Origin of the sequence: Erwinia psidii, from assembly GCF_003846135.1 — a bacterium.
In the GTDB taxonomy this organism is placed as follows: domain Bacteria; phylum Pseudomonadota; class Gammaproteobacteria; order Enterobacterales; family Enterobacteriaceae; genus Erwinia; species Erwinia psidii.
On record NZ_RHHM01000001.1, the window covers coordinates 562,760 to 584,759 of the forward strand.

General features: G+C 53.0%; 21 protein-coding genes and 2 tRNA genes. 10 read left to right on the top strand and 13 right to left on the bottom strand.

The genetic code is table 11. The annotated features are described in order from the left end of the window. Positions 1-6 precede the first annotated feature (6 nt). Positions 7-1,350 carry an MFS transporter gene (locus tag EB241_RS02395; protein ID WP_124231606.1) on the bottom strand — a complete coding sequence of 448 codons (1,344 nt, stop codon included), beginning with the start codon at positions 1,348-1,350 and terminating at the stop codon, positions 7-9. 511 nt (positions 1,351-1,861) lie between these two features. On the opposite strand from EB241_RS02395, the gene garD reads away from it, so the two are divergent. Further along, positions 1,862-3,421, top strand: coding sequence for a galactarate dehydratase (gene garD / locus EB241_RS02400; RefSeq protein ID WP_124231607.1), 1,560 nt, complete (start codon positions 1,862-1,864; stop codon positions 3,419-3,421). A gap of 27 nt (positions 3,422-3,448) precedes the next feature. Here garD and EB241_RS02405 read toward each other — a convergent pair whose 3' ends face one another. The 4 genes from EB241_RS02405 to syd all read right to left on the bottom strand — a co-directional run bounded on the left by EB241_RS02405 (position 3,449) and on the right by syd (position 6,157). Then, positions 3,449-3,898 (bottom strand): flavodoxin, encoded by a 450-nt coding sequence (locus EB241_RS02405; RefSeq protein WP_124231608.1) that lies wholly within the window; start codon positions 3,896-3,898, stop codon positions 3,449-3,451. 21 nt (positions 3,899-3,919) lie between these two features. After that, positions 3,920-4,699 (bottom strand): tRNA pseudouridine(65) synthase TruC, encoded by a 780-nt coding sequence (gene truC / locus EB241_RS02410; RefSeq protein WP_124231609.1) that lies wholly within the window; start codon positions 4,697-4,699, stop codon positions 3,920-3,922. Further along, positions 4,699-5,025: a YqcC family protein gene (locus EB241_RS02415; RefSeq protein WP_124231610.1), complete on the bottom strand. Its 327-nt coding sequence runs from the start codon at positions 5,023-5,025 to the stop codon at positions 4,699-4,701. Before EB241_RS02415 ends, truC begins: the two co-directional genes overlap by 1 nt. Positions 5,026-5,590: 565 nt before the next feature. Next, positions 5,591-6,157: a SecY-interacting protein gene (gene syd / locus EB241_RS02420; protein WP_124231611.1), complete on the bottom strand. Its 567-nt coding sequence runs from the start codon at positions 6,155-6,157 to the stop codon at positions 5,591-5,593. Positions 6,158-6,448: 291 nt separating this feature from the next. On the opposite strand from syd, the gene queF reads away from it, so the two are divergent. The 3 genes from queF to xni all read left to right on the top strand — a co-directional run bounded on the left by queF (position 6,449) and on the right by xni (position 9,653). Next, positions 6,449-7,294 (top strand): NADPH-dependent 7-cyano-7-deazaguanine reductase QueF, encoded by an 846-nt coding sequence (queF, locus tag EB241_RS02425; RefSeq protein ID WP_124231612.1) that lies wholly within the window; start codon positions 6,449-6,451, stop codon positions 7,292-7,294. A 190-nt stretch (positions 7,295-7,484) separates the two neighbouring features. Next, entirely contained in the window at positions 7,485-8,843 is a 1,359-nt protein-coding gene (ppnN, locus tag EB241_RS02430; RefSeq protein WP_124231613.1) for a nucleotide 5'-monophosphate nucleosidase PpnN, read from the top strand. A 42-nt stretch (positions 8,844-8,885) separates the two neighbouring features. Further along, a complete protein-coding gene (gene xni / locus EB241_RS02435; protein ID WP_124231614.1) occupies positions 8,886-9,653 on the top strand; it encodes a flap endonuclease Xni in 768 nt (255 codons plus the stop codon). Between the two features lie 25 nt (positions 9,654-9,678). Here the strand turns inward: xni and rlmM are convergent, their stop codons facing one another. The 4 genes from rlmM to EB241_RS02455 form a co-directional block, all read right to left on the bottom strand. Next, on the bottom strand, positions 9,679-10,779 hold the full coding sequence (gene rlmM, locus EB241_RS02440; RefSeq protein ID WP_124231615.1) for a 23S rRNA (cytidine(2498)-2'-O)-methyltransferase RlmM: 1,101 nt from the start codon (positions 10,777-10,779) through the stop codon (positions 9,679-9,681). Continuing rightward, positions 10,772-11,167, bottom strand: coding sequence for a DUF423 domain-containing protein (locus tag EB241_RS02445; RefSeq protein WP_124231616.1), 396 nt, complete (start codon positions 11,165-11,167; stop codon positions 10,772-10,774). The genes rlmM and EB241_RS02445 overlap by 8 nt, the downstream gene beginning before the upstream one ends. Positions 11,168-11,222: 55 nt before the next feature. Further along, entirely contained in the window at positions 11,223-12,140 is a 918-nt protein-coding gene (locus EB241_RS02450; protein ID WP_124231617.1) for a transcriptional regulator GcvA, read from the bottom strand. 331 nt (positions 12,141-12,471) lie between these two features. After that, on the bottom strand, positions 12,472-12,696 hold the full coding sequence (locus EB241_RS02455; RefSeq protein ID WP_124231618.1) for a YgdI/YgdR family lipoprotein: 225 nt from the start codon (positions 12,694-12,696) through the stop codon (positions 12,472-12,474). Between the two features lie 210 nt (positions 12,697-12,906). Between EB241_RS02455 and csdA the strand changes: the two genes are divergently transcribed. Together csdA and csdE are read left to right on the top strand one after the other, a co-directional pair. After that, positions 12,907-14,112 (top strand): cysteine desulfurase CsdA, encoded by a 1,206-nt coding sequence (gene csdA, locus EB241_RS02460; protein WP_124231619.1) that lies wholly within the window; start codon positions 12,907-12,909, stop codon positions 14,110-14,112. Positions 14,113-14,114: 2 nt separating this feature from the next. Further along, the gene (gene csdE, locus EB241_RS02465; RefSeq protein WP_199737291.1) at positions 14,115-14,558 is read left to right on the top strand and encodes a cysteine desulfurase sulfur acceptor subunit CsdE; all 444 of its coding nucleotides are present in this window, start codon (positions 14,115-14,117) and stop codon (positions 14,556-14,558) included. Between the two features lie 4 nt (positions 14,559-14,562). On the opposite strand, the gene tcdA is transcribed toward csdE, so the two are convergent. Beyond that, positions 14,563-15,363 (bottom strand): tRNA cyclic N6-threonylcarbamoyladenosine(37) synthase TcdA, encoded by an 801-nt coding sequence (tcdA, locus tag EB241_RS02470; RefSeq protein WP_124231621.1) that lies wholly within the window; start codon positions 15,361-15,363, stop codon positions 14,563-14,565. 53 nt (positions 15,364-15,416) lie between these two features. Then, on the bottom strand, positions 15,417-16,559 hold the full coding sequence (mltA, locus tag EB241_RS02475) for a murein transglycosylase A (RefSeq protein WP_124231622.1): 1,143 nt from the start codon (positions 16,557-16,559) through the stop codon (positions 15,417-15,419). 207 nt (positions 16,560-16,766) lie between these two features. Here mltA and EB241_RS02480 point away from each other — a divergent pair. Next, positions 16,767-16,843, top strand: a tRNA-Met gene (locus tag EB241_RS02480). 66 nt (positions 16,844-16,909) lie between these two features. Further along, a tRNA-Met gene (locus EB241_RS02485) sits at positions 16,910-16,986 on the top strand. Positions 16,987-17,053: 67 nt separating this feature from the next. Here EB241_RS02485 and amiC read toward each other — a convergent pair. Beyond that, complete coding sequence (gene amiC, locus EB241_RS02490) at positions 17,054-18,301, bottom strand: N-acetylmuramoyl-L-alanine amidase AmiC (protein ID WP_124231623.1); 1,248 nt, start codon at positions 18,299-18,301, stop codon at positions 17,054-17,056. 238 nt (positions 18,302-18,539) lie between these two features. Between amiC and argA the strand changes: the two genes are divergently transcribed. After that, positions 18,540-19,883 (top strand): amino-acid N-acetyltransferase, encoded by a 1,344-nt coding sequence (gene argA, locus EB241_RS02495; RefSeq protein ID WP_124231624.1) that lies wholly within the window; start codon positions 18,540-18,542, stop codon positions 19,881-19,883. 84 nt (positions 19,884-19,967) lie between these two features. Further along, a complete protein-coding gene (locus tag EB241_RS21730) occupies positions 19,968-20,093 on the top strand; it encodes a hypothetical protein (RefSeq protein WP_267431873.1) in 126 nt (41 codons plus the stop codon). Positions 20,094-20,147: 54 nt separating this feature from the next. Here EB241_RS21730 and recD read toward each other — a convergent pair whose 3' ends face one another. Continuing rightward, positions 20,148-21,998: an exodeoxyribonuclease V subunit alpha gene (recD, locus tag EB241_RS02500; protein ID WP_124231678.1), complete on the bottom strand. Its 1,851-nt coding sequence runs from the start codon at positions 21,996-21,998 to the stop codon at positions 20,148-20,150. Between the last annotated feature and the right edge of the window lie 2 nt (positions 21,999-22,000).

The following is a 22,000-nucleotide window of genomic DNA, read 5'->3' on the forward strand; positions in this document are numbered from 1 at the left end:
ACTTCCTCAGAGGGGTTTCAGCTCAATGCGTTTGATGTCTTTCACCAGTACCAGATAGCTCAGGACCGCGACAAATGCATGGATACCCACGTAAATCAGCGCGCCGTTATAAGAACCTGTTTTGGCAATGATGTATCCGATAGCGATGGGGGTGACGATGCCGGAAATATTGCCGAACATATTGAACAGGCCACCACTCAGGCCGCTGATCTCTTTCGGTGCGGTGTCCGCCATAACCGCCCAGCCCAGCGCGCCAATGCCTTTACCAAAGAAGGCAAGCGCCATAAAGAACACTACCACCCATTCCGTTTCCACGTAGTTACACACCACCATGGAAATGGAGAGCAGCATACCCAATACAATCGGGGTCTTACGGGCAATATTCAGCGAACCGGTTCGGCGCATCAGCCAGTCGGAGATGATGCCGCCCAGCACGCCGCCAAGAAAACCACAGATGGCAGGGATGGAAGCAACCATTCCCGCTTTCAGAATGGACATGCCGCGAGCCTGAACCAGATACACCGGAAACCAGGTAATAAAGAAGTAGGTTAAAGCGTTAATACAATATTGCCCCAGATAGATGCCTATCATCATTCCTGACCCAACCAACTGTTTGATCTGATAAACTTTTTCTTCCCAGCTGACTTTTTGTACCTGTTTCTTTTGATCCATGTTGATCAACGCGCCGCCCTGCTCCATATACGCCAGTTCGGCTTTATTGACGCCGGGATGTTCATTAGGATCGCGGATCGCCCGTAACCAGATGAAGCTGATGATGATCCCCACTCCGCCCATAAACCAGAATACGTGCGCCCAGCCAACTTCAGATACCAGCCAACCCATAACCGGAGCGAAAATCACCGTGGCGAAGTACTGGGCAGAATTAAATATCGCCACCGCCGTGCCGCGCTCCTGAGCAGGAAACCAGGCAGCGACGATCCGGCTGTTACCGGGGAAAGAGGGGGCTTCAGCCAGCCCCACCATAAAGCGCAACAGAAACAGCACGGCGATCACGGTAAAACCACTGAACAAATCGACAAATCCCTGAAGCAGGGTGAACAGCGACCAGAGGAAAATACTGCAGAAATAGACCCGCCGGGAACCAAAGCGGTCAAGCAGCCAGCCGCCTGGAATCTGCCCGATAACATAAGCCCATGAGAACGCGGAGAAGATATACCCCAACCCGACAGGATCAAGACCAATATCTTTTGACATTGCAGAACCGGCGATGGCAATGGTTGCCCGGTCCCCGTAATTAAAAGAGGTGACAATAAACAGCATCACCACTATCCAGTAGCGAGCGTGAGTTCTTTTTTGCACATCGCTCGCGCTACCAGTGATTGAATTCATGATGCACTCCTGAAATAGAGTCCGCAGACTATTGGCACTCTGAACGGCATACACATCGCATTGGGTATCAGAATGATGTTGGGTTAAACACAGCGATTGAGTTGGCTGGCAGAGAGAGTCGAAACGCAGCGTGGCGAACCATCATCAGTGACTAAAAGTATAGAAACCTGGCAATGGCAAAAGCATCGGTAAAATGCACGATAAAAAAGTGTTAAAAGGAAAATAATTATTGCATTTGCATAATTAAATGCCGACTGGTTCACGGAACATCCGCATTCTGCGGAGCCAGTCACACTCTGACCTGCTTTGTGAGGACTCTCACTGGAACCAGGGCTTATGCCTGAAAATCAGCCATTCAGTACGTTACTTGTCAGACATCCGCATAATGTTTTTTACCGTATTCCCTTTTTATACTGTGGATGGCAGAAAGGTCTGAGCGCTGACAAGGGATTATCATCATCAAGGGATAAATAAAAAAACCTACACTCATACAGTCAGGACTTGTCGAGCAATGAACATTTCCAGAAATGATCCCCCCCGCTATATCCAGGTTGATGAACGCGATAACGTTGCCATTGTGGTGAATCATCATGGGCTTGCTGCCGGCACTGCATTTCCCTGTGGCCTGCACCTGAAGGAACATATTCCCCAGGGCCACAAAGTGGCACTGGAGAATATTGCCAGGGGCGGCAATATCGTGCGCTATGGCGAAATTATTGGCTATGCCGTGCGCGATATTGAACGCGGCAGCTGGATAGATGAATCACTGGTCGTACTGCCGGAAGCACCGGCACTCTCCGGCATGTCGCTGGCAAGTCATGTTCCACCACCCTTACCCCCCCTGACAGGCTACACCTTTGAAGGCTACCGAAATGCTGATGGCAGCGTGGGTACACGCAATTTGCTCGGTATTACCACCAGCGTTCACTGTGTGGCAGGCGTGGTCGATTATGTGGTGAACATTATTGAGCGGCAGCTATTGCCCCGTTATCCCAACGTCGATGGCGTGGTGGCCCTGAATCATTTATATGGCTGTGGTGTGGCTATTAACGCCCCGGCGGCAGTGGTACCGATCCGCACTATCCATAATCTGGCGCTGAATGCGAACTTTGGCGGTGAGGTGATGATCGTCAGCCTGGGTTGTGAGAAATTGCAGCCGGAGCGACTACTGGAAGGCACGCCAGATGTACAGGCGATATCATTGGATGAAGAAGATGTGGTTCGCCTGCAGGATGAAAAGCATATTGGCTTTGCATCAATGGTGAACGATATTTTGCAGGTTGCTGAGCGTCATCTGCAACGCCTCAATCAGCGTCGGCGCGAAACCGTTCCCGCCGCTGAGCTGATTGTCGGTACACAGTGCGGCGGCAGTGATGCCTTTTCCGGCGTCACGGCAAATCCCGCGGTAGGGTTTGCTTCCGATCTCCTGGTCAGGTGCGGTGCCACAGTGATGTTTTCGGAAGTCACCGAAGTGCGCGACGCCGTCCATTTGCTCACGCCAAGGGTCGCCAATACAGAAGTGGGGCAACGGCTGCTGGAGGAGATGGCCTGGTACGACGACTATCTCAATATGGGTAAAACCGATCGCAGTGCTAATCCCTCCCCCGGCAATAAAAAGGGAGGACTGGCAAACGTGGTGGAAAAGGCGCTGGGTTCCATAGCAAAGTCCGGTCGCAGCGCCATCGTGGAAGTGCTCTCTCCCGGACAGCGCCCCACTAAACGTGGGCTGATTTACGCAGCCACGCCGGCCAGCGATTTTGTCTGCGGTACCCAGCAAATGGCATCCGGTATCACATTGCAGGTTTTCACCACCGGCCGTGGCACACCCTATGGACTGGCTGCAATACCGGTGATCAAAATGGCAACGCGCAGCGCTCTGGCGGAAAGATGGCATGATCTGATGGACATTAACGCGGGAACCATCGCCACCGGAGAGGAAAGCATTGAGCAGGTTGGCTGGCGGTTGTTTGAGCTGATTCTGGATATCGCCAGCGGTCGTAAGCATACCTGGTCTGACCGCTGGGGGATCCATAATGCCCTGTCGGTGTTTAATCCGGCACCGGTAACCTGACGGTGGCTGTTTCTCAGCCAGTAGCCATCAGCCGAGGCGCTTCGCCAACTGCTCAACCCAGGGCGAAGTGACTTCTTCCGGTTCGGGAGTTTCGCTGGCATCGACCATCAGCACGTCTGCAAGCCGCTGTGCACCGTGTTCCTGTAGCAACGCATCAAACTTTTTACCGCCACCGCAAAAATCATCGTAGTTGCTGTCACCCAGCGCGATCAGGCCATAGCGCAGGCTGGGCTGATGCCCCAGTTTTTCTCTGATGCTGTGGAACAACGGCGCAATACTGTCGGGCAGATCGCCCTGGCCGGTGGTGGAAGTAACAACCAGAACCACACCATCACTGTAGTGCTGCCAGTCATCCAACGTGGCATCTTCAAAAATCTTCACCTGGTGCCCCTGCTCTGTCAGCAAGGGTTCCGCCTCTTCAGCCACCAGCAATGCGTTGCCATAAACTGTACCAACAAAAATGCCTACCTGAGCCATGCTTTTCTCCTGTCCTGGCGCTTATTTTAAGGTTCTATCCTGAGGCCAGTCGGGCGCAAACTCAACCCCGGCAAGATAACGGAGACATCCCTGCCAACCGAAGGTGCTCATAACACCCCGCCATATGTTGTCCAGCCCGGCACGCAGTATCAGTGGTTCGGCAGTGACCGGATGAGTTAATCTCAGTTCACTGGCATGCAGCATCAGCCTGTTCATGGCAAAATGCTCTGCGGCACTGCGGTTCTGGCGAAGATCGCCATGCGCAGTATCACCAATAATTGGATGACGAAGATGGCTCATATGACGTCGTAGCTGATGCTTGCGTCCGGTGCTGGGTTGCAGTTCCATCAGGGTATAACGTGAGGTCTGATAACGACTGACCGGCACTGGCAGTTCAGCCGTTGCCAGCGAACGCCAGTGGGTTATCGCCGACTGCGGCGCTTTTTCCGGCAGCGCAAATTTATCAGCGATTTTGTCCAGCTCCTCGCTTAGGGCGTAATCAAGCGTCTCTTCACCGGTCAGCCACCCCCTGACAACCGCATGATAAGTTTTTTGTAACTGGTGCTGTGCAAACTGTTCAGACAGCAGACGGGCGACATCGCCGGATAACGCCAACAGCAATACACCAGAAGTGGGACGATCCAGACGATGGACGGTGTAAACGTGTTGGCTAATCTGGTCCCGTAATGTCTGCATTACAAACACCGTTTCATGGCGGTCCAGCCAGCTTCGGTGAACAAGCCATCCGGTGGGTTTATTTACCGCCACCAGCCATTGATCCTGATAGATAATTTCCAGCATCAGGCGTGCGACTCAAAAAGTTTGTCCAGCTGATTCAGCGCATGTAATAACGTCGCGCGGCCGGGAATATCGCCTTCAAGCGCGACCTCATAGTACGGCGCGATGGCAAGTTTGCCCGGCAGCTCAGATCCGGCACCGAGCAGGGCATGCATTCTCGGCAGAAAAAGCCATTGCAGCCACTGCAACGGCATCATGGTATCCACACAAAATGGCTCCGTGCTCTCAAAGGCGGCAGCGTTTGGCGCACAGGTCTGCCACAGTCCCGTATTCTGTAGTATTTCTTCAATTGTTTTTAAGCATTTTCTGACCTGCATTTCTCTGCTCATCCGTTATCTCCTGTCAGTTCACAACCTGGCAGCAAGAATAACATTGCCTGCCGTAGCGGGTAAAAAGTGGCGACGAAAAAAAGGGAGCACTGTAAAAACAGTGCTCCCGATTCGTCCGCAGCTATCCCGCTACATTAATGCTCCCTGCTCGTCCTTGATAACTTTGTCCTTTAAGTTTCCTACCATTCACCGTCTGTGGTGATATTCCCTGAGCATCCTGCCCACTATCTATACTGATAGCTCACATTCTCCATCCTGGAGGTGTCCTTTATCTCATCCTGAGATGTCCCCTTTTCTTCATCCTGAAGACTATCCCTGCATCATCATCCAGATGTGTCCTGATCCAATCCCTGAATCACAGCATCCTTTCCGATGGGATGTATTTTGCCCTAATATCATTAGCAAACAATACCGGTTACATCTATTTTTGATTGCAAAGGTGTCTTTACTGAATAATACAGTAAACAAGATTATGATTTACAATGTTTTTAATCAAAAAGCTTGAGAAAACCCCACTTTTTAAATAGCGATCTCTTACAAAGCATGTAAGAGATCTCTCACAAAGTCAGCCGCTGTTTTCCGCAAACCTGATTGAATCCCTTAATATTGAAAGAAAATCAATGAGATTATCTGCCAATACACGGCGCTTTTTGCTGCCCGACTGCTCCAGAATCACCTCGCCAGTGAGATTACACACAGAGATAATCTCCTGTTCAGAGCAGGTGGTGGCAATAAACAGCGTGGGCGATAACTTAAGACGGCGTTGCATGATCAGGTGCCCGATCAAATTCTCCTGTAAGCGCACAAAATCGTCTTCGCTCCAGGTTTGCAGCAGAGTACACATTTGACCATCCACTGCCGTATGCATATCACCCGCAAATTGCGTGGTGTACCATGCAACCACGGATGGCTGAATTCGCAACGCCAGTGCCCGCTCAACCGCATCCAGATTTTTTGCCAATGTAAAAGGCTGTGGCAACCAGATAACCCGTCCGTCATCGTTTTCCTGCACGCAGGGTGATGGTATTCCATACAGCTCACGACTGGCCGGAGGATGCCCACATTCCCGTTGCCAGGATTCATAATAGTGCCGGGTAAAATCAATCAGCGCAGCTGTAGTCTCTTCAATCATTCTTTTTTCACTCTTTATAGCCTGAGTTACACTAAGAGCCTATCCCACCAGGCGTAATTGTCGCAGGCAGTTTAGACACGGACAGCGCGCAAAAACCGGAGCGTACACGAAGTACGTGAGGATTTTGAGCACTGCCCAGGGCCAAACTGGCAAATAAAATAGCCTAACGGGATAGGCTCTAAGGCTAAACTCGTACCGGTAACCGGCTCAGTTCAGTCGATGCTTTGCGATGCCGGCTGCCTGTCCATTTTATTCTCACTCATCTGCTGTAGCAGGTAAGAAGGTAAAACGATGTCTTTAAAGGATACACAGCAGACACTCAGCGGTCTGACATTGGGAAAACCCACAGAATACCACGATATTTATCAACCCTCTTTACTGCAGGCCGTACCCCGGAGTATGAACCGCGAACCGCTGGGACTCTTTCCACAGCGCTTACCTTTTCATGGTGCCGACATCTGGACACTCTATGAACTGTCGTGGCTGAATGCCAAAGGTGTGCCGCAGGTAGCCGTTGGCGAGGTCACGCTTGATGCCAACAGCATTAACCTGATCGAGTCGAAGAGTTTTAAGCTCTACCTCAACAGCTTTAACCAAACCCGTTTTGCTGACTGGGACGAAGTGCGCCATACGCTGGAGCAGGATCTCAGCCACTGTGCCCAGGGCGAGGTGAGCGTGGCGTTGTTCCGTTTACAGGAAGTGGAAGGCCAACCCATTGGTCATTTCAGTGGTGAATGCATTGATGAACAGGATATTGAAATCGACAGTTACGAATTCAGCACCACGCACCTGTCACAGGCGACGCAATCTGAAGTGGTGGAAGAACAGCTGGTCAGCCATTTGCTGAAATCCAACTGCCTGATAACCAACCAGCCTGACTGGGGTTCAGTGCAGATAAGCTATCGCGGGCCGCGTATCAGACATGAGGCACTGCTGCGTTATCTTATCTCGTTTCGCCACCATAATGAGTTCCACGAACAGTGCGTTGAGCGCATTTTTAACGATATTCTGCGTTTCTGTCAGCCTGAAAAACTTAGCGTCTATGCCAGGTACACACGGCGCGGGGGGCTGGATATCAATCCATGGCGTAGCAATGGCACATTCATACCGGCGCGTTCCCGCCTGGTACGCCAGTAATCGGTCCGGTTTGCGCACCGTTACGCATAAGCACACGCCAGGCTATTGTTAAATCCTGCCGTACAAGGCTACTCTCAGTGTGTGGGCGATGGATTTTCCTGCCTTACTTATATTTTCTTTCCGCAGCGGGGAAATACGCCTCGCTGTCGTTGGGAATGGCCACCACCCGGATGGGTGTAAAGGAGTTAAATTGATAACACAAATCAGCCCGTTAGGCTCAATGGACCTGTTGTCCCAGCTGGAAGTCGACATGCTGAAAAGAACAGCCAGCAGCGACCTTTACCAACTCTTCCGCAACTGTTCTCTTGCCGTGCTCAACTCCGGCAGTCAGACCGACAGTAGCCATGAGCTACTGTCGCGTTTTGAAGATTTTGATATTAACGTGCTGCGACGTGAGCGTGGCGTCAAGCTTGAACTGCTTAACCCACCGGAAGAGGCTTTCGTTGACGGGCGGATTATCCGTTCACTACAGGCGAACCTGTTTGCGGTGTTACGTGACATTTTATTTGTAAACGGGCAGATCGACAGCGCCGTGCAGCATCAGGAAAGCGATGATCCTGTGCAAATCACCAACCTGGTGTTCTCCATTTTGCGCAATGCCAGAGCGCTGCACGTTGGTGAAGAGCCTAACACCGTGGTCTGCTGGGGCGGCCACTCAATCAATGAAATTGAATATCAGTACTGTCGCAAAGTCGGTTCCCAACTGGGTCTGCGTGAACTGAATATCTGTACCGGATGCGGCCCCGGCGTGATGGAAGCCCCAATGAAAGGCGCGGCGGTAGGCCATGCACAGCAGCGCTATAAAGAGGGACGTTTTATTGGCCTGACAGAGCCTTCCATTATCGCCGCAGAGCCACCAAACCCGCTGGTAAACGAGCTGATTATCATGCCGGATATTGAGAAACGGCTCGAAGCATTTGTACGTATTGCCCACGGCATCATCATCTTCCCCGGCGGAGTGGGAACCGCAGAAGAACTGCTCTATCTGTTGGGCATTATGATGAATCCACACAATCACGACCAGGTGTTACCGTTAATCCTGACCGGACCGAAAGAGAGCGCAGATTACTTCCGGGTAATGGACGAATTTATCGTCAATACGCTGGGTGAGGCCGCCCGTCAGCACTACACCATTATTATTGACGATGCGCCTGAAGTGGCTCGCCTGATGAAGAAAGCGATGCCAAAGGTGAAGGAACACCGCCGTGAAACCGGGGATGCCTATAGTTTTAACTGGGCGATACGGATTGCCCCGGACCTTCAGGTGCCTTTTGTCCCAACGCATGAAAATATGGCAAATCTGAATCTTTCACCAGACCAGCCAGCTGAACAGCTTGCCGCCGCATTGCGTCGCGCTTTCTCCGGTATTGTCGCCGGGAACGTTAAGGATATGGGGATCCGGGCAATTAAAGAGAAAGGTCCCTACAAGCTGCATGGCGATCCAAAAATAATGCGCCGCATGGACGATTTGTTACAGGGATTTGTTGCCCAGCATCGCATGAAGCTGCCGGGAACCGCTTACATCCCCTGCTACGAAATCATTAAATAAACGCAACCGGAGCGACATCTGTCGCTCCCTCCCGGCCTGACCATGACCATTCATTTGTTGATTGTTGATGCCCTGAATCTGATCCGTCGTATCCACGCGGTACAGGGGTCGCCCTGTCTGCAAGCCTGCGTTCAGGCACTGCAACAGCTGATCATATACAGCCAGCCAACCCATGCTGTTGCCGTATTTGATGATGACGATCGCCACGAGGGCTGGCGTCACCAACTGTTGCCCGATTACAAAGCAGGACGTGCGCCCATGCCGGAAATGCTCCGGCAGGAGATGCCCCAACTGCGGGAGGCATTCACCGCTGCCGGTGTCGCCTGCTGGCACGCCAGCGGCGAGGAGGCAGACGACCTGGCCGCGACCCTGGCGACAAAAGTGGCCAGCAATGGACACCGGGCGACAATTGTTTCCACAGACAAAGGTTACTGTCAGCTGCTCGCCCCGGAGATCCGCATTCGTGACTATTTTCAGAAACGCTGGCTGGATGTGCCATTTATCAGTAAAGAATTTGGCGTAAGTCCGGCACAGCTGACTGACTATTGGGGACTTGCCGGGATTGCCAGCAGCAAAATCCCCGGCGTAGCCGGCATTGGCGCGAAAAGTGCGGCTCAGCTTCTGCAGGAATACGGCTCGCTGGATGCGCTCTATGAACGCCTGCCTGAGGTGACACAAAAGTGGCGAAACAAGCTGGAGCAGAACCGCGAGATGGCCATTATCTGCCGCCAGGTTGCCACGCTCAAAACCGATCTGGCGCTGGCTGGCAACCTGAAGGAGCTGAGGCTGCCACAAACGGCCGTGTCGTAAGAAACAAGTCCAGGCATCATCACTGTTATCTTTCGTCACGGCGCCCCGGCGTTGCTCCCCATACGCGCCGGATGTGCACGGTGACCTCCTCGCGGTCATGATAAAGCTGGCGGGCCTGGATCTGCGCATTGATACCGTTGGCTTTTAGTTTCTCATCGATCATTGCCAGATTCTTTATGACTTCTTCATAACGCTTTTTCATCGGCAGTTTAAGATTGAAGATCGCTTCGCGGCACCAGCCATTCACCAGCCAGTCTGCCATCAGGTTGGCGACCCGCACCGGTTTTTCCACCATATCGCACACCAGCCAGTAAATATTGCTACGTGTCGGGCGATATTTAAAACCGTCTTCCCGATGATGAAAAACCTGTCCGCTGTCCATTAAGGCAGGATCCATCGGCCCATTATCAATGGCATGCACCATCATGCTGCGTTTGACCAGTTGCCATGTCCAGCCCCCCGGACAGGCACCAAGATCGACCGCATACATACCACTGCCCAGACGTTCATCCCACTCATCGGCAGGAATAAAAACGTGGAATGCCTCTTCGAGCTTCAGTGTTGAACGGCTTGGCGCATCAGACGGAAACTTCAGGCGGGGAATGCCCATAAAAAATGGCGAGTTATTCTGCGGCAGTGAATAGCCGACATAGCAGTAGCCCGGCGCAATAAAAAAGACATGCACCACCGGCCGCTTAGGGTTTTCGTTATTCAGCAGCACACCGGCAGCACGCAGGCTGGTGCGTAAAGGCACGGTAAATTTCCGGCAGAACTTCAACAGCGCTTTGCTCTCGTTGGTGTCTGGCACCTCGACGCGCAATTCACCGCCCTTTTCAACCACAGCTGTCAACAGAGTCGTTACCGGCGTCACGCGATCGGAAGGCGACAGATCGCGCAATAATTCACCGGTGACAACCATCTGGCGGGAAAAAATCAGCTCCCTGAACGGCAACTCTCTGATGAGCTTTTCTGCTTCTCCCGGCTGGTAACACTCAAACAACACGTAACCGGACTCTTCTTTTACCCTGGCAAACCCGAACACCTCACGGGCGGCGGCTTTGGCCGTGATTTCGGCCGCACACTCTTTCTCAAAACCCTGACGGCAGTAAAGCAACACTTTATTCATGGCGATCTGCCTTTTTTTTCAGACGCAGCGCGCCAACCAACATTAACATCCAGCCCACCAGAAAACCCACGCCTCCGACAGGCGTAACATATACCCACAGCCTGAGATGTGAAAGCGCCAGGCAGTACAAACTGCCGCTGAATAACACCGTTCCCAACGCCAGAAACGCACCACTCCAGTAAAACCAGATATTAGCCCGATGCAACATCGCCGCTGCCATTGCCAAAATCGCCAGCGTGTGAAAGCCCTGGTACTCCAGGCCGGTTTTCAGCCAGGCCATTTCATTCGCGCCCAGCGATTTGCTCAGTACATGAGCGCCAAACGCGCCCAGCGTTACCAATAAAAATCCGCTGATGGCTGCAAAAATCAGCATTGCACGACTCGACATTCACTCATCCTCAAAGATTACACGCGCCGAGCGCCAGGTCGGCCCCAGTCTGGCTTCAGTTATCGTAGCGAAAGCGAAACTTCTCCTGCTCACTCGCTGCTTTTGCCAGAATCCACTGACGAAAGGCGGCTATTTTACCCAGTTCTGACTGACTGTCATGACAAACCAGATAAAAAGCATTTTTACTCACCAGAACGTCATTAAACGGACAGGCTAAGCGCCCGGCTTCTATTTCTGTCTGTGCCATTACATTGTTAGCCAGCGCCACCCCCTGTCCATGGATGGCGGCCTGCAATACCATTGCGCTGTGGCTGAAAATTGGCCCATGCTGCACATTAATATGCGCCACACCAAGCTGCCGGGTATAGGATTGCCAGTCGCGGCGGGAAGCGTCATGCAACAGCGTATGACAGGCAAGATCCTGCGGTGTTTTCAACGGATTATTGCCGGTGAGCAGCAGCGGAGAGCATACCGGCAGTAAATACTCGGCATAGAGTTTTTCCACTCTCAGCCCTGGCCAGTTGCCGCGACCATAGAAAATAGCCACATCAACATCATCAGACAGTTTCGCTTCATCGCGGTCCACCGCCTGAATACGCACATCAATTCCCGGATAAGCTGAGTTAAAGCTGGAAAGTCTTGGCACCAGCCACTGAATGGCAAAGCTGGGAAGCAGGCTGACCGTCAGTGCGCCTTTCGCGCTTCGCGCCTGGAGCTTACGGGTTGCCTCATTCAGTGAGGAAAAAATTTCTTTTATATCAAGATAATAGCTCTGACCTTCTTCGCTTAACAGCAGGGACCTGTTGCGACGACGAAATAACTTAAGGCCAAGAAAATCCTCAAGAGATTTGATTTGATGGCTGACCGCCGCCTGAGTAACAAACAACTCTTCAGCCGCTTTGGTAAAGCTAAGATGCCGGGCTGCCGCATCAAAAACACGCAGCGCATTCAGAGGAGGAAGACGTTTTGACATGATTACCGGAAGTTATCAGAAACAATAAACGCAACACTCCTGGCGGAGATTTACGCATTAGTTTTTTTTATCCGGGTCATTATAATTTTTCCGTTGAGGATGCACCAGCAAATCCCTATAGTTGCCGCACTTTCAGAGTCGGTCGCCATAATTGAGTCAGTAAGAGGAAATTTTGGTGGGCTTCGGCTGGTGATGGTGATGTTGTGTTTGCAATTGGTCTGATGCTTTGCGGACCAGGTAGCGGCGCTACCCTTTTTACTCTTCAGATTTACCCTGTCTGTCCATTGAGATTAACAGCACCGCAAATTGCGGTGCTTTTTTTATTTCAGGCTTACTGACCCATTTCAACCATTTCTTTTACATCGGAACGGTTGATCTGTTGTTTGTTGCCATTGGCATCCTTGTAGCTGATCATTCCGGTATCACTATCCACGACAGGTTTACCGCTGGAAACAATGGTCCGGCCATCATTAGTGTGCATCACATAATTACTGGAACACGCAGCCAGGGTAAACGTCATGGCGCATGCGGCCATAATAGCAGCAAATTTTTTCATCTTTTTGTATCTCCTTGCAGTAGTAATGCGGTGTCCCCCCTGCATGGACGATCGGAAAACAATCTGTCAGCCAATCGCTTGTTTGCAGGTGATAGTTTAAACCTTGCATAATTGAGGATAACGCGCTTTTTCAACATTGCCAGCCAGGCTTCGGTAATTCAGAGTGGTCCTGAATGAAACCGCAGCAATCCATCATCCCTTGAGGAGAGTATGACGTCATTTATCCCCGAACAGTTTCGCCAGCAGTTTCCTGCGCTGGCCGATGCCGGTGTCTACCTCGACAGTGCAGCAACAGCATTAACGCCGGAAGCCGTCATTCAGGCTACACAACAATTTTACAGCCTGAGTGCCGGTACGGTGCACCGCAGCCAGTTTGCGGCCGCCCGTCAACTGACCGAACGCTATGAACATGCCCGCAGCCAGGTTGCCCGTTTGCTGAATGCGCCAACAGACCACAGTATTGTCTGGACAAAAGGCACCACCGAGGCCATTAACCTTGTCGCTCAGGCCTGGCTACGCCACCGCCTGCAACCGGGTGATGAGATCCTGGTTAGTGAGGCAGAACACCACGCCAATCTGGTGCCATGGCTGATGGTGGCAGAACAGTGCGGAGCGAAAGTCGTCCGCTGGCCGGTTGGGGAAGATCTTTTACCGGATATTTCACGGCTGCCAGCATTGATTAACACCTCAACGCGCCTGCTGGCTCTGGGCCAGATGTCGAACGTCACCGGCGGCTGTCCCGATCTGGCTCAGGCGATTTCCCTCGCCCATCAGGCAGGGGCAAAGGTAATGATTGACGGTGCTCAGGGTGTGGTACACGCCCCCATTGACGTGCAGACGCTGGATATCGATTTTTATGCTTTTTCTGCCCACAAACTGTATGGCCCAATGGGTACCGGCGTGCTGTACGGTAAGCCAGAGTTACTGGAAGCAATGCAGCCCTGGCAGGGCGGCGGGAAAATGCTGTCGACGGTTACGTTTGAAGGCTTCACGGCACAACCCGTACCCTGGCGTTTTGAGGCAGGTACGCCCAACGTCGCTGGTGTGATTGGTCTCAGTGCAGCACTGACCTGGCTGGAAGATTTGGACCGCGTGAGGGCTGAAAACTGGAGCTGTGAACTGGCCGATCTGGCCGGGGAACGCCTGGCTGCCTTGCCCGGCTTTCGCAGTTTTCGCGCCGGTCGATCCAGCCTGTTGTCGTTTGAGATTGCTGGCGTCCACCATAGCGATATAGTGACGCTGCTGGCAGAAAGTGGTGTGGCGTTGCGGGCTGGTCAGCACTGTGCCCAACCCCTGTTGCAGGCACTTGGCGTCAGCGGCACTTTGCGCGCCTCATTTGCGCCGTATAATACGCTTAACGACGTTGATGCGCTGGTCGATAGCATGGCCCGCGCCCTGGAACTGCTGGCAGACTAATCATGACTTTAATCGTGGCACCACACCCGTTTGGCAAGCTTATTACCGCCGACTTTTTAAAACAACAATTTGCATCTTACTCCCAGTGGGAGGAACGCTACCGTCAGCTGATCCTGCTGGGCAAACAGTTGCCACAGCTCAGTGATGAACTGAAAACGGCAGAGAATGAACTGAGTGGCTGTGAGAATCGCGTCTGGCTGGGACATCAGCAACTGTCCGATGGCAGTCTGCATTTTTTTGGTGACAGTGAAGGGCGCATTGTGCGGGGATTACTGGCCATACTGTTGACCGCCGTCGAAGGCCAGCATCCCGCTGCATTACTCCGACAGGAACCGCTGGCGCTGTTCGACGATTTGGGCTTGCGCAATCAGCTCAGCGCCTCGCGCAGTGCCGGCCTTAACGCGCTGGCAAACGCCGTGATCGCCGTGGCCCATCGGGCCGGATAGAGAGCTATCCGCGGGCCGCTTTGGCCATCATTTTCTTCAACACATGAGCCACAGCAACAAAACCGAAGGTGGCGGTCACCATTGTGGCCGCGCCAAATCCTGAAGCGCAATCCATACGTTTTGGCCCTTGTGCAGTACTGCGGGAAGCGCAAACTGATCCATCCGGCTGCGGATACATCAGTGCTTCAGTGGAGAACACGCAATCTATACCCAGCCTGCCCTTACTGTTTTTAACCACATTAAAATCGTGCTTCAGGCGCTCACGTAACTTCGCCGCCAACGGATCCTGGATGGTTTTGGCCAGATCAGCCACCTGGATCTGCGTCGGATCAATCTGCCCACCCGCACCGCCTGTGGTGATCAGTGGCATCTTATTACGTCGGCACCAGGCCAGGAGTGCCGCTTTCGGACGAACGCTGTCAATGGCATCAATCACATAGGTAAATGAACCACTCATCAATTCCGCGGTATTTTCCGCCGTGATAAAGTCGTCCACGCAGGTCACGTTACACTCAGGGTTGATCGCCAGGATCCGCTGCGCCATCACCTCTGTTTTGGCCTGTCCAATCGTCTCTTTCAACGCATGAATTTGCCGGTTGGTATTGGTCACGCAGACATCATCCATATCGATAAGGGTGATGGCACCAATGCCAGTCCGCGCCAACGCCTCCGCCGCCCAGGAACCCACGCCACCAATACCCACTACGCAGATATGCGCCTCTGCAAAGCGTTGCAGCGCGGACTGACCGTATAATCGCGCCGTGCCGCCAAAGCGTTGCAGCCAGGCGTCAGAAAGAGAAGTCATTAATTACCCCTGATATTTCCCGGTGAGCTGTGAAGCCAGCCCACCATCAGCAATTACTGCCGTGTTAGCAGCGCCGAGCCGCCGGTACTGTTTTGAGCGGAAGAGAAAATGGGGGAACCTGAACCCGGTGCCGCTTTCAGCACCCAGACCCGTCCATAGTGGTTGAACCACCCTGCCATATGACCTGCCTCTGGCCCAATTCCCTGATAAATATCGAAATGCTGACCTTTGATTGCCCCGCCAACATCCAGAGAAACCAGGATGCGCATTTCGTATTTCCCGGTAAATTTACCGTTATTGTCCAACAAAGGGACTTCGGCCAGCAGCACGGTTCCCGGCGGGATCAGTGAACGATCGGCCGCAACGGAGGCTTTCGCTACCAGCGGCACAGCACTGGCTCCACGCACTGGCGCAAAATTTTCTGGTTTGAAAAAGACAAAAGAGGGGTTTTGCTCCAGCAACTCGCGCACTTCTGCCTCGCTGTGCCGTTCGCCCCACTCACGGATAGCCTGCATCGACATATCTTCTCGCTTTACTTCCCCGCGGTCGATCAACACTTTGCCGATACTACGATAAGGATGGCCATTTTTACCGCCATAACCGAAAAACATCAGCGGACGACCATCACCATAGTCAACATAGCCACTGCCCTGCACATCCATAATAAAGTTATCCATCAGAGAATTGCTGTAAGCGACCACATAACGATCGTCCAGCGCACCACTGTAGATCTGTGCGCGGCTGGGCAGGCGGCGTTTGCTGGCAGGCATACGGTATAGCGGATACTGAAACTCGCCCTGGCGAGTGTAACGTGCCTTAATTACCGGCGTATAATAGCCGGTGAACTGCACGTTGCCATAGTTGTCCGTGCCTTCCATCTGATAGGCATTAAGACCGAACTGTCGCAGCTGGCGGGTATCCCCGCCGGCGAGCAGCCAGCTTTCGATAGCGTTGTAGGTGCTGTTCTGATTGGTAAACATGCCAGGCGAAGCGTATTTGATTTCCGTCACCTGGTCAGCAAAGTCTTTACCATTAACCGGTCGTCCCTTAACGTTAGGCTGATTGACCAGCCCCAGCGGTTCTTCCAGTTTTCCATCTTTATATTGTTGCCCACGATCGGTAGGCTTTGAAGAACATCCCGCCAGCAGAGCGATCAATGCCCCGCAAATCACATAATTCGCCCAACGTCCCGTCATTACTTTTCGCCTTCTGTGCAAAATGCCAGGCCGAAGATAGCAAAGCGGCCCGAAGATTGAAATGCGGGGGGAGAATAAAGATCGCCCGGCATTGGACAACAACAGTACAAATGGCGGAAAAAGTAAGCAGCAGGCGCTATTTTAATGACTTTGATGAAAAAAGGGGTTGCAACAAAACGCACGGCGAGTATAGTGCGCATCCACGGACGCGGGATGGAGCAGCCTGGTAGCTCGTCGGGCTCATAACCCGAAGGTCGTCGGTTCAAATCCGGCTCCCGCAACCAATTTCCTTTCGGGGAAATGCAGTAAAAAAAGAAAGCGTGTCGTGACGGAAGCGACACCAACGCGGACGCGGGATGGAGCAGCCTGGTAGCTCGTCGGGCTCATAACCCGAAGGTCGTCGGTTCAAATCCGGCTCCCGCAACCAATCAAGCACCCTTAAGGGTGTTTTTTTGTGTCTGAAAAACAGTAACACGCTGTTTATAACCTGCGGCTTAGTCTCTTTTATGTGCTGTTTGCTGTGCAAAATAAGCTTTTATCCCCGAAAGAATTGCTGCGGCGACCTGATGCTGAAAATGGCTGGTGCGCAATTTACGCTCCTCCTCCGGGTTGCTGATAAATGCCGTTTCCACCAGAATTGACGGAATATCAGGGGCCTTCAACACTGCAAAACCTGCCTGGTCGACCGTTTTCTTATGCAGATGGTTGATATTACCCATACGCAATAACACTTCTTTGCCAAATTTCAGGCTGTCATTGATGGTCAGGCTCTGCACCATATCAAAGAGCGTATGGTCGAGATGACGATCGCCGCTTTTACTGACGCCGCCAATCAGATCGGATTCATTCTGGGTACTTGCCAGATAGCGGGCGGCGTTACTGGTGGCCCCTCTGGTGGAAAGCGCAAAGACGGAGGAACCCCGTGCCGCCCTGCTGGTAAAGGCATCCGCATGAATTGAGATAAAGAGATCGGCACGCAACTTACGGGCCTTTGCCACCCTCACCTTTAATGGAATAAAAATATCTTCATTGCGGGTCATGTACACACGCATATTGGCCTCTTTTTCGATCAGCTTTTTCAGCCGTCGGGCAATCTTCAGCACGATCTCCTTTTCCCGCGTGTTGTTTTTACCAATCGCACCGGGATCTTCACCACCATGTCCGGGATCGAGCATGATCACAATCGGGCGATCTTTCCCCGCCTTCCCAGGCAAAGTGGCCCTGGCTGGCTGATCCTGCTCAAGGCCTCCGCTGTTGTAATCTTCCAGTAATGCCAACAGGGGATCATCCTGCTGGCTGCTTTTGCCTGACGCAGGATAGAGATCCAGCACCAGCCGGTGTTTCATTCCGGCAACCGGAGCCAGCGTGAAAATTTCAGGCGTGACGCTTTGCTTTAGCTCCACCACCAGCCGCACGGTGTTTTTGTCGAACTGTCCCACCCTGACGTTATCGATCAGGGGATCGTCGCCACGAACCAGATTACCGGCACTTCCCAGAACGGGGTTCAGATGCAGGTCCGCAATATCAATCACCACACGCTCAGGGTGGCTCAGGGCAAACTGTCTGTATTTCAGCGGGGTGCTGGATTCCAGCGTTAAGCGTGAGTAAGTCGATGAGGGCCAGATACGGATGGCAACCACTTCAGCTTGCCTGGCAAAACCTGCTTTGCTGATGCCCAGAAGCACAACGGCCCCCGCAGTTTTTATCCACCGACGTCGACCGGGCGAAGGTAAATCGGACATACAACTCCAGATTATTTGCTGTTTTAAAGGCAAAAATAAAGCTATAAAAACTACCAATTGCCATAATTTTAGCGAGTCAATTCAGGGATGTCACCTTCAAAACCTTTAGCGAAAGCGCTCCTCACGCATCCATTTGGCACTATAGTTAAACAGATGCGCGATCAATTGCCCCTTGCGCCCTGGCTATAAAAGAATAAAAATACATTTTTACCGAATAATCATTCACAGAGGATTTGCCGTGAAGGAACGTAGTACCGAGCTGGTTCAGGGGTTTCGCCATACGGTCCCCTACATCAATGCCCATCGTGGTAAAACGTTTGTCATTATGCTGGGTGGTGAAGCTATTGGGCATGAGAACTTTGCCGGTATCATTAATGATATTGGCCTGCTGCACAGCTTAGGCATCCGTCTGGTATTGGTATACGGTGCCCGGCCACAAATTGATGCCAATCTGGCAGAACATCATCTGGAACCGGTCTACCACAAATATACTCGCGTTACCGATGCGCATTCTCTGGAGCTGGTTAAACAGGCCGCAGGCCGCTTGCAGCTCGATATTACCGCTCGCCTGTCGATGAGCCTGAATAACACCCCTTTGCAGGGGGCGCACATCAACGTGGTCAGCGGCAATTTTATCATCGCACAGCCTCTTGGCGTGGATGATGGCGTTGATTACTGCCACAGCGGACGTATCCGCCGCATTGACGAAGAAGCCATTCACCGCCAGCTCGACAGCGGTGCCATTGTGCTGGTCGGCCCGGTGGCCGTATCTGTTACCGGCGAAAGTTTTAACCTGACGTCAGAAGAGGTCGCCACCCAGCTGGCAATTAAGCTGAACGCCGAAAAGATGATTGGCTTCTGTTCCGGGCAGGGAGTCACGGACAACGAAGGGGTGATCATTTCTGAACTGTTTCCTAACGAGGCACAGCAACGCATAGAAGCGCTGGAGCAGAATGATGATTATCTCTCCGGCACCGTTCGCTTTCTGCGTGGTGCGGTGAAAGCCTGTCGCAGCGGCGTTCGTCGCAGCCATCTGATTAGCTATCAGGAAGATGGCGCACTGTTACAGGAGCTGTTTTCTCGCGACGGTATTGGTACTCAGATTGTGATGGAGAGTGCAGAGCAGATCCGACGCGCCACCATCAATGATATCGGCGGCATTCTGGAACTGATCCGTCCGCTGGAGCAACAAGGGATCCTGGTGCGCCGCTCCCGTGAACAGCTGGAGATGGAAATCGACAAGTTCACAATTATTCAGCGCGACAACCTGACCATAGGCTGTGCCGCGCTCTACCCATTCCCGGAAGAGCAAATTGGCGAAATGGCCTGTGTCGCGGTACACCCCGACTATCGCAGTTCCTCCCGCGGGGAAGCTCTGCTGGAACGGGTAGCGCTTCAGGCCCGTCAGATGGGACTGAAAAAGCTGTTTGTACTGACCACTCGCAGCATTCACTGGTTCCAGGAGCGGGGCTTCATGCCGGTTGATATTGAGCTTTTACCTGAGAGCAAAAAGCAGATGTACAACTACCAGCGTCGTTCCAAAGTGCTGATGATCGACCTGCGTCATGCACGCCTCACCTGAGGCGACGCGGTAATCAATGCGGAATGGGACCGTCATATCATTCCGCAGCACAATATTTATCTGTCCATCCGGTGTGAAATCAACATGTTAACTGGGTTTCTGGCTCATCACCGGGTGGATGAATGTTGTACGGCGATGCGTTATCAGCAGGGCTCAGAGAAAAAAGCATGGCGGGATGCATCAACGCCAGTCGCAACGCAATCCTGCTAAACCGCAATAACATCTGCGTGGTCGCGGCTGAAATCCCGCTGAGTCTGGCAATATTCACGTTTTTCTGACCGGGCTTGATGATTCGCCAGTGCTCACCATCAGACCACTACGACGCTGGGTGCGTATTTTCACCGCCTGATTGAATACCGTTTGCCTGGCGAACAACGTCAGCCTTGTGCGGGCACGGGTGATAGCAGTATAAACCAGTTCACGCGTCAGTACCGGCGTAAACGGGTCCGGTAATACCAGCAGCGTATGGTCAAACTCCGATCCCTGCGATTTATGCACGGTCATGGCGAAAGCCGTCTCATGTGAGGGTAAGCGGCCTGGCTGTACTGCTTTGATCGTGCCATCTGGCAGTGGAAAGAAGGCCTTCAGCTTTCCTTCATCATCGTTCATGGCAATACCGATATCGCCATTAAACAGCCCCAGAGCACTGTCATTTCGGGAGATCATCACCGGCCGGCCCACATACCACTTTCCGCTGATACCAGCCGCACGCCGGATCAACCGCTGCTGCGACAGTAAGGCTTCGATACGTTCATTCAGTCCCGTGACGCCAAAGGGCCCTTCACGCAGGGCGCACAGCAGCCGAAAACGCCCAAATGCATTAATGACCTCGCCTGGCGCAGCCCCCTGTTGTAACAGCAGCAGATAATCCTGATACCCCGCCAGACACGCATTGAGCAAATGCTGATACTCCTCACTGGTTTGCAGTGAAAACCGCTCAATATCCACAAAACCGGCGGTAAAGAGTCTGTCCACCTTTTGGGTATCTCCGGCATTCACCGCCATGGCCATCTGCCCGATGCCGGATGAGGCATCAAAACGATAGCTTTTACGCAGCAGACAGATACTGTCACGCACGCTGGCAGCCTGCACCTCGTCGTTACCCACAATCTCACAGCCGGTCAGCAGGGCCAGCTCCCGCGCCCTTACGCTGCTGTACCCCGCCTCCGCGCAACGGCAAATATCGCCCAGAACGGCACCTGCCTCCACCGACGCCAACTGATCGCGATCGCCAAGAAAAATCACCCTTGCCTGAGCCGGCAGCGCGGAAATCAGGCTCGCCATCATCGGTAAATCCACCATTGATGCTTCATCAACCACCAGCAAATCAAGATGCAACGGATTTCCGGCGTGGTAACGCATTCGCTGACTGCCAGGCAGTGCGCCAAGCAGGCGGTGCAGTGTGGTAGCTTCGGACGGAAACTGCTGCTTTATCGCCTCACTGACCGTAAGCGCCTGGAGTGCCTTAGCCAGCGACTCGGTCAGCCGGGCAGCCGCTTTGCCGGTTGGTGCGGCAAGACGAATACGTAGCGCTGAGCCGGAAAGTGCCAGTAGTGAGGCCAGTAGTTTTGCCACCGTGGTGGTTTTACCGGTACCTGGTCCACCTGAAATCACCGAAATCTGTCGGGTGATGGCCACCGCCGCGGCGATTTTCTGCCAGTTATCTGGCTGCTGTCCAAAGTAACAATCGAGGATCGCCCGGAGTTGTTCAGGATGTTGAACCGCAACCGGAGTATCGTTGGCAAAAAAGCGTGCCACTTGCCTTTCTGATTGCCACATACGATGCAGATAAAGCCGTTGCTGCCAAAGTACCAGCGGTGTGGCGGCGTCACCATCACCCACGGCCTCTTCCTCTGGCAACAGGGTTTGCCAGTCAGGCTCACCTGCCTCGAACCAGAGCTGCTGCGCAAGTTCAGGATGGCGGCCACCAAACAGATGTTGTTCTGTGAACTGCGCCAGCGGCAGGCAGACATGGCCTTCGCCCGCCCCGGCACTGACGAAAGCGGCAACCAGCATCAGTGCGGGCCGATCGTCAGACGCAATCAGCCGGGCAAACTGCACATCCAGCGCCCGTAACAGCTGGCGATCGCAGGCCACCGCCAGCAGTTCAGCCATCC

What these genes read in the sequence shown, in the direction of transcription:
- queF (WP_124231612.1), top strand. Translation starts at nt 6,449, where the DNA reads ATGTCTTTAAAGGATACACAGCAGACACTCAGCGGTCTGACATTGGGA.
- rlmM (WP_124231615.1), bottom strand. Translation starts at nt 10,779, where the DNA reads ATGAATAAAGTGTTGCTTTACTGCCGTCAGGGTTTTGAGAAAGAGTGT.
- EB241_RS02415 (WP_124231610.1), bottom strand. Translation starts at nt 5,025, where the DNA reads ATGAGCAGAGAAATGCAGGTCAGAAAATGCTTAAAAACAATTGAAGAA.
- xni (WP_124231614.1), top strand. Translation starts at nt 8,886, where the DNA reads ATGACCATTCATTTGTTGATTGTTGATGCCCTGAATCTGATCCGTCGT.
- recD (WP_124231678.1), bottom strand. Translation starts at nt 21,998, where the DNA reads ATGGCTGAACTGCTGGCGGTGGCCTGCGATCGCCAGCTGTTACGGGCG.
- mltA (WP_124231622.1), bottom strand. Translation starts at nt 16,559, where the DNA reads ATGACGGGACGTTGGGCGAATTATGTGATTTGCGGGGCATTGATCGCT.
- EB241_RS02450 (WP_124231617.1), bottom strand. Translation starts at nt 12,140, where the DNA reads ATGTCAAAACGTCTTCCTCCTCTGAATGCGCTGCGTGTTTTTGATGCG.
- csdA (WP_124231619.1), top strand. Translation starts at nt 12,907, where the DNA reads ATGACGTCATTTATCCCCGAACAGTTTCGCCAGCAGTTTCCTGCGCTG.
- EB241_RS02395 (WP_124231606.1), bottom strand. Translation starts at nt 1,350, where the DNA reads ATGAATTCAATCACTGGTAGCGCGAGCGATGTGCAAAAAAGAACTCAC.
- EB241_RS02405 (WP_124231608.1), bottom strand. Translation starts at nt 3,898, where the DNA reads ATGGCTCAGGTAGGCATTTTTGTTGGTACAGTTTATGGCAACGCATTG.
- EB241_RS02445 (WP_124231616.1), bottom strand. Translation starts at nt 11,167, where the DNA reads ATGTCGAGTCGTGCAATGCTGATTTTTGCAGCCATCAGCGGATTTTTA.
- garD (WP_124231607.1), top strand. Translation starts at nt 1,862, where the DNA reads ATGAACATTTCCAGAAATGATCCCCCCCGCTATATCCAGGTTGATGAA.
- EB241_RS21730 (WP_267431873.1), top strand. Translation starts at nt 19,968, where the DNA reads ATGTTAACTGGGTTTCTGGCTCATCACCGGGTGGATGAATGTTGTACG.
- csdE (WP_199737291.1), top strand. Translation starts at nt 14,115, where the DNA reads ATGACTTTAATCGTGGCACCACACCCGTTTGGCAAGCTTATTACCGCC.
- EB241_RS02455 (WP_124231618.1), bottom strand. Translation starts at nt 12,696, where the DNA reads ATGAAAAAATTTGCTGCTATTATGGCCGCATGCGCCATGACGTTTACC.
- truC (WP_124231609.1), bottom strand. Translation starts at nt 4,699, where the DNA reads ATGCTGGAAATTATCTATCAGGATCAATGGCTGGTGGCGGTAAATAAA.
- tcdA (WP_124231621.1), bottom strand. Translation starts at nt 15,363, where the DNA reads ATGACTTCTCTTTCTGACGCCTGGCTGCAACGCTTTGGCGGCACGGCG.
- amiC (WP_124231623.1), bottom strand. Translation starts at nt 18,301, where the DNA reads ATGTCCGATTTACCTTCGCCCGGTCGACGTCGGTGGATAAAAACTGCG.
- syd (WP_124231611.1), bottom strand. Translation starts at nt 6,157, where the DNA reads ATGATTGAAGAGACTACAGCTGCGCTGATTGATTTTACCCGGCACTAT.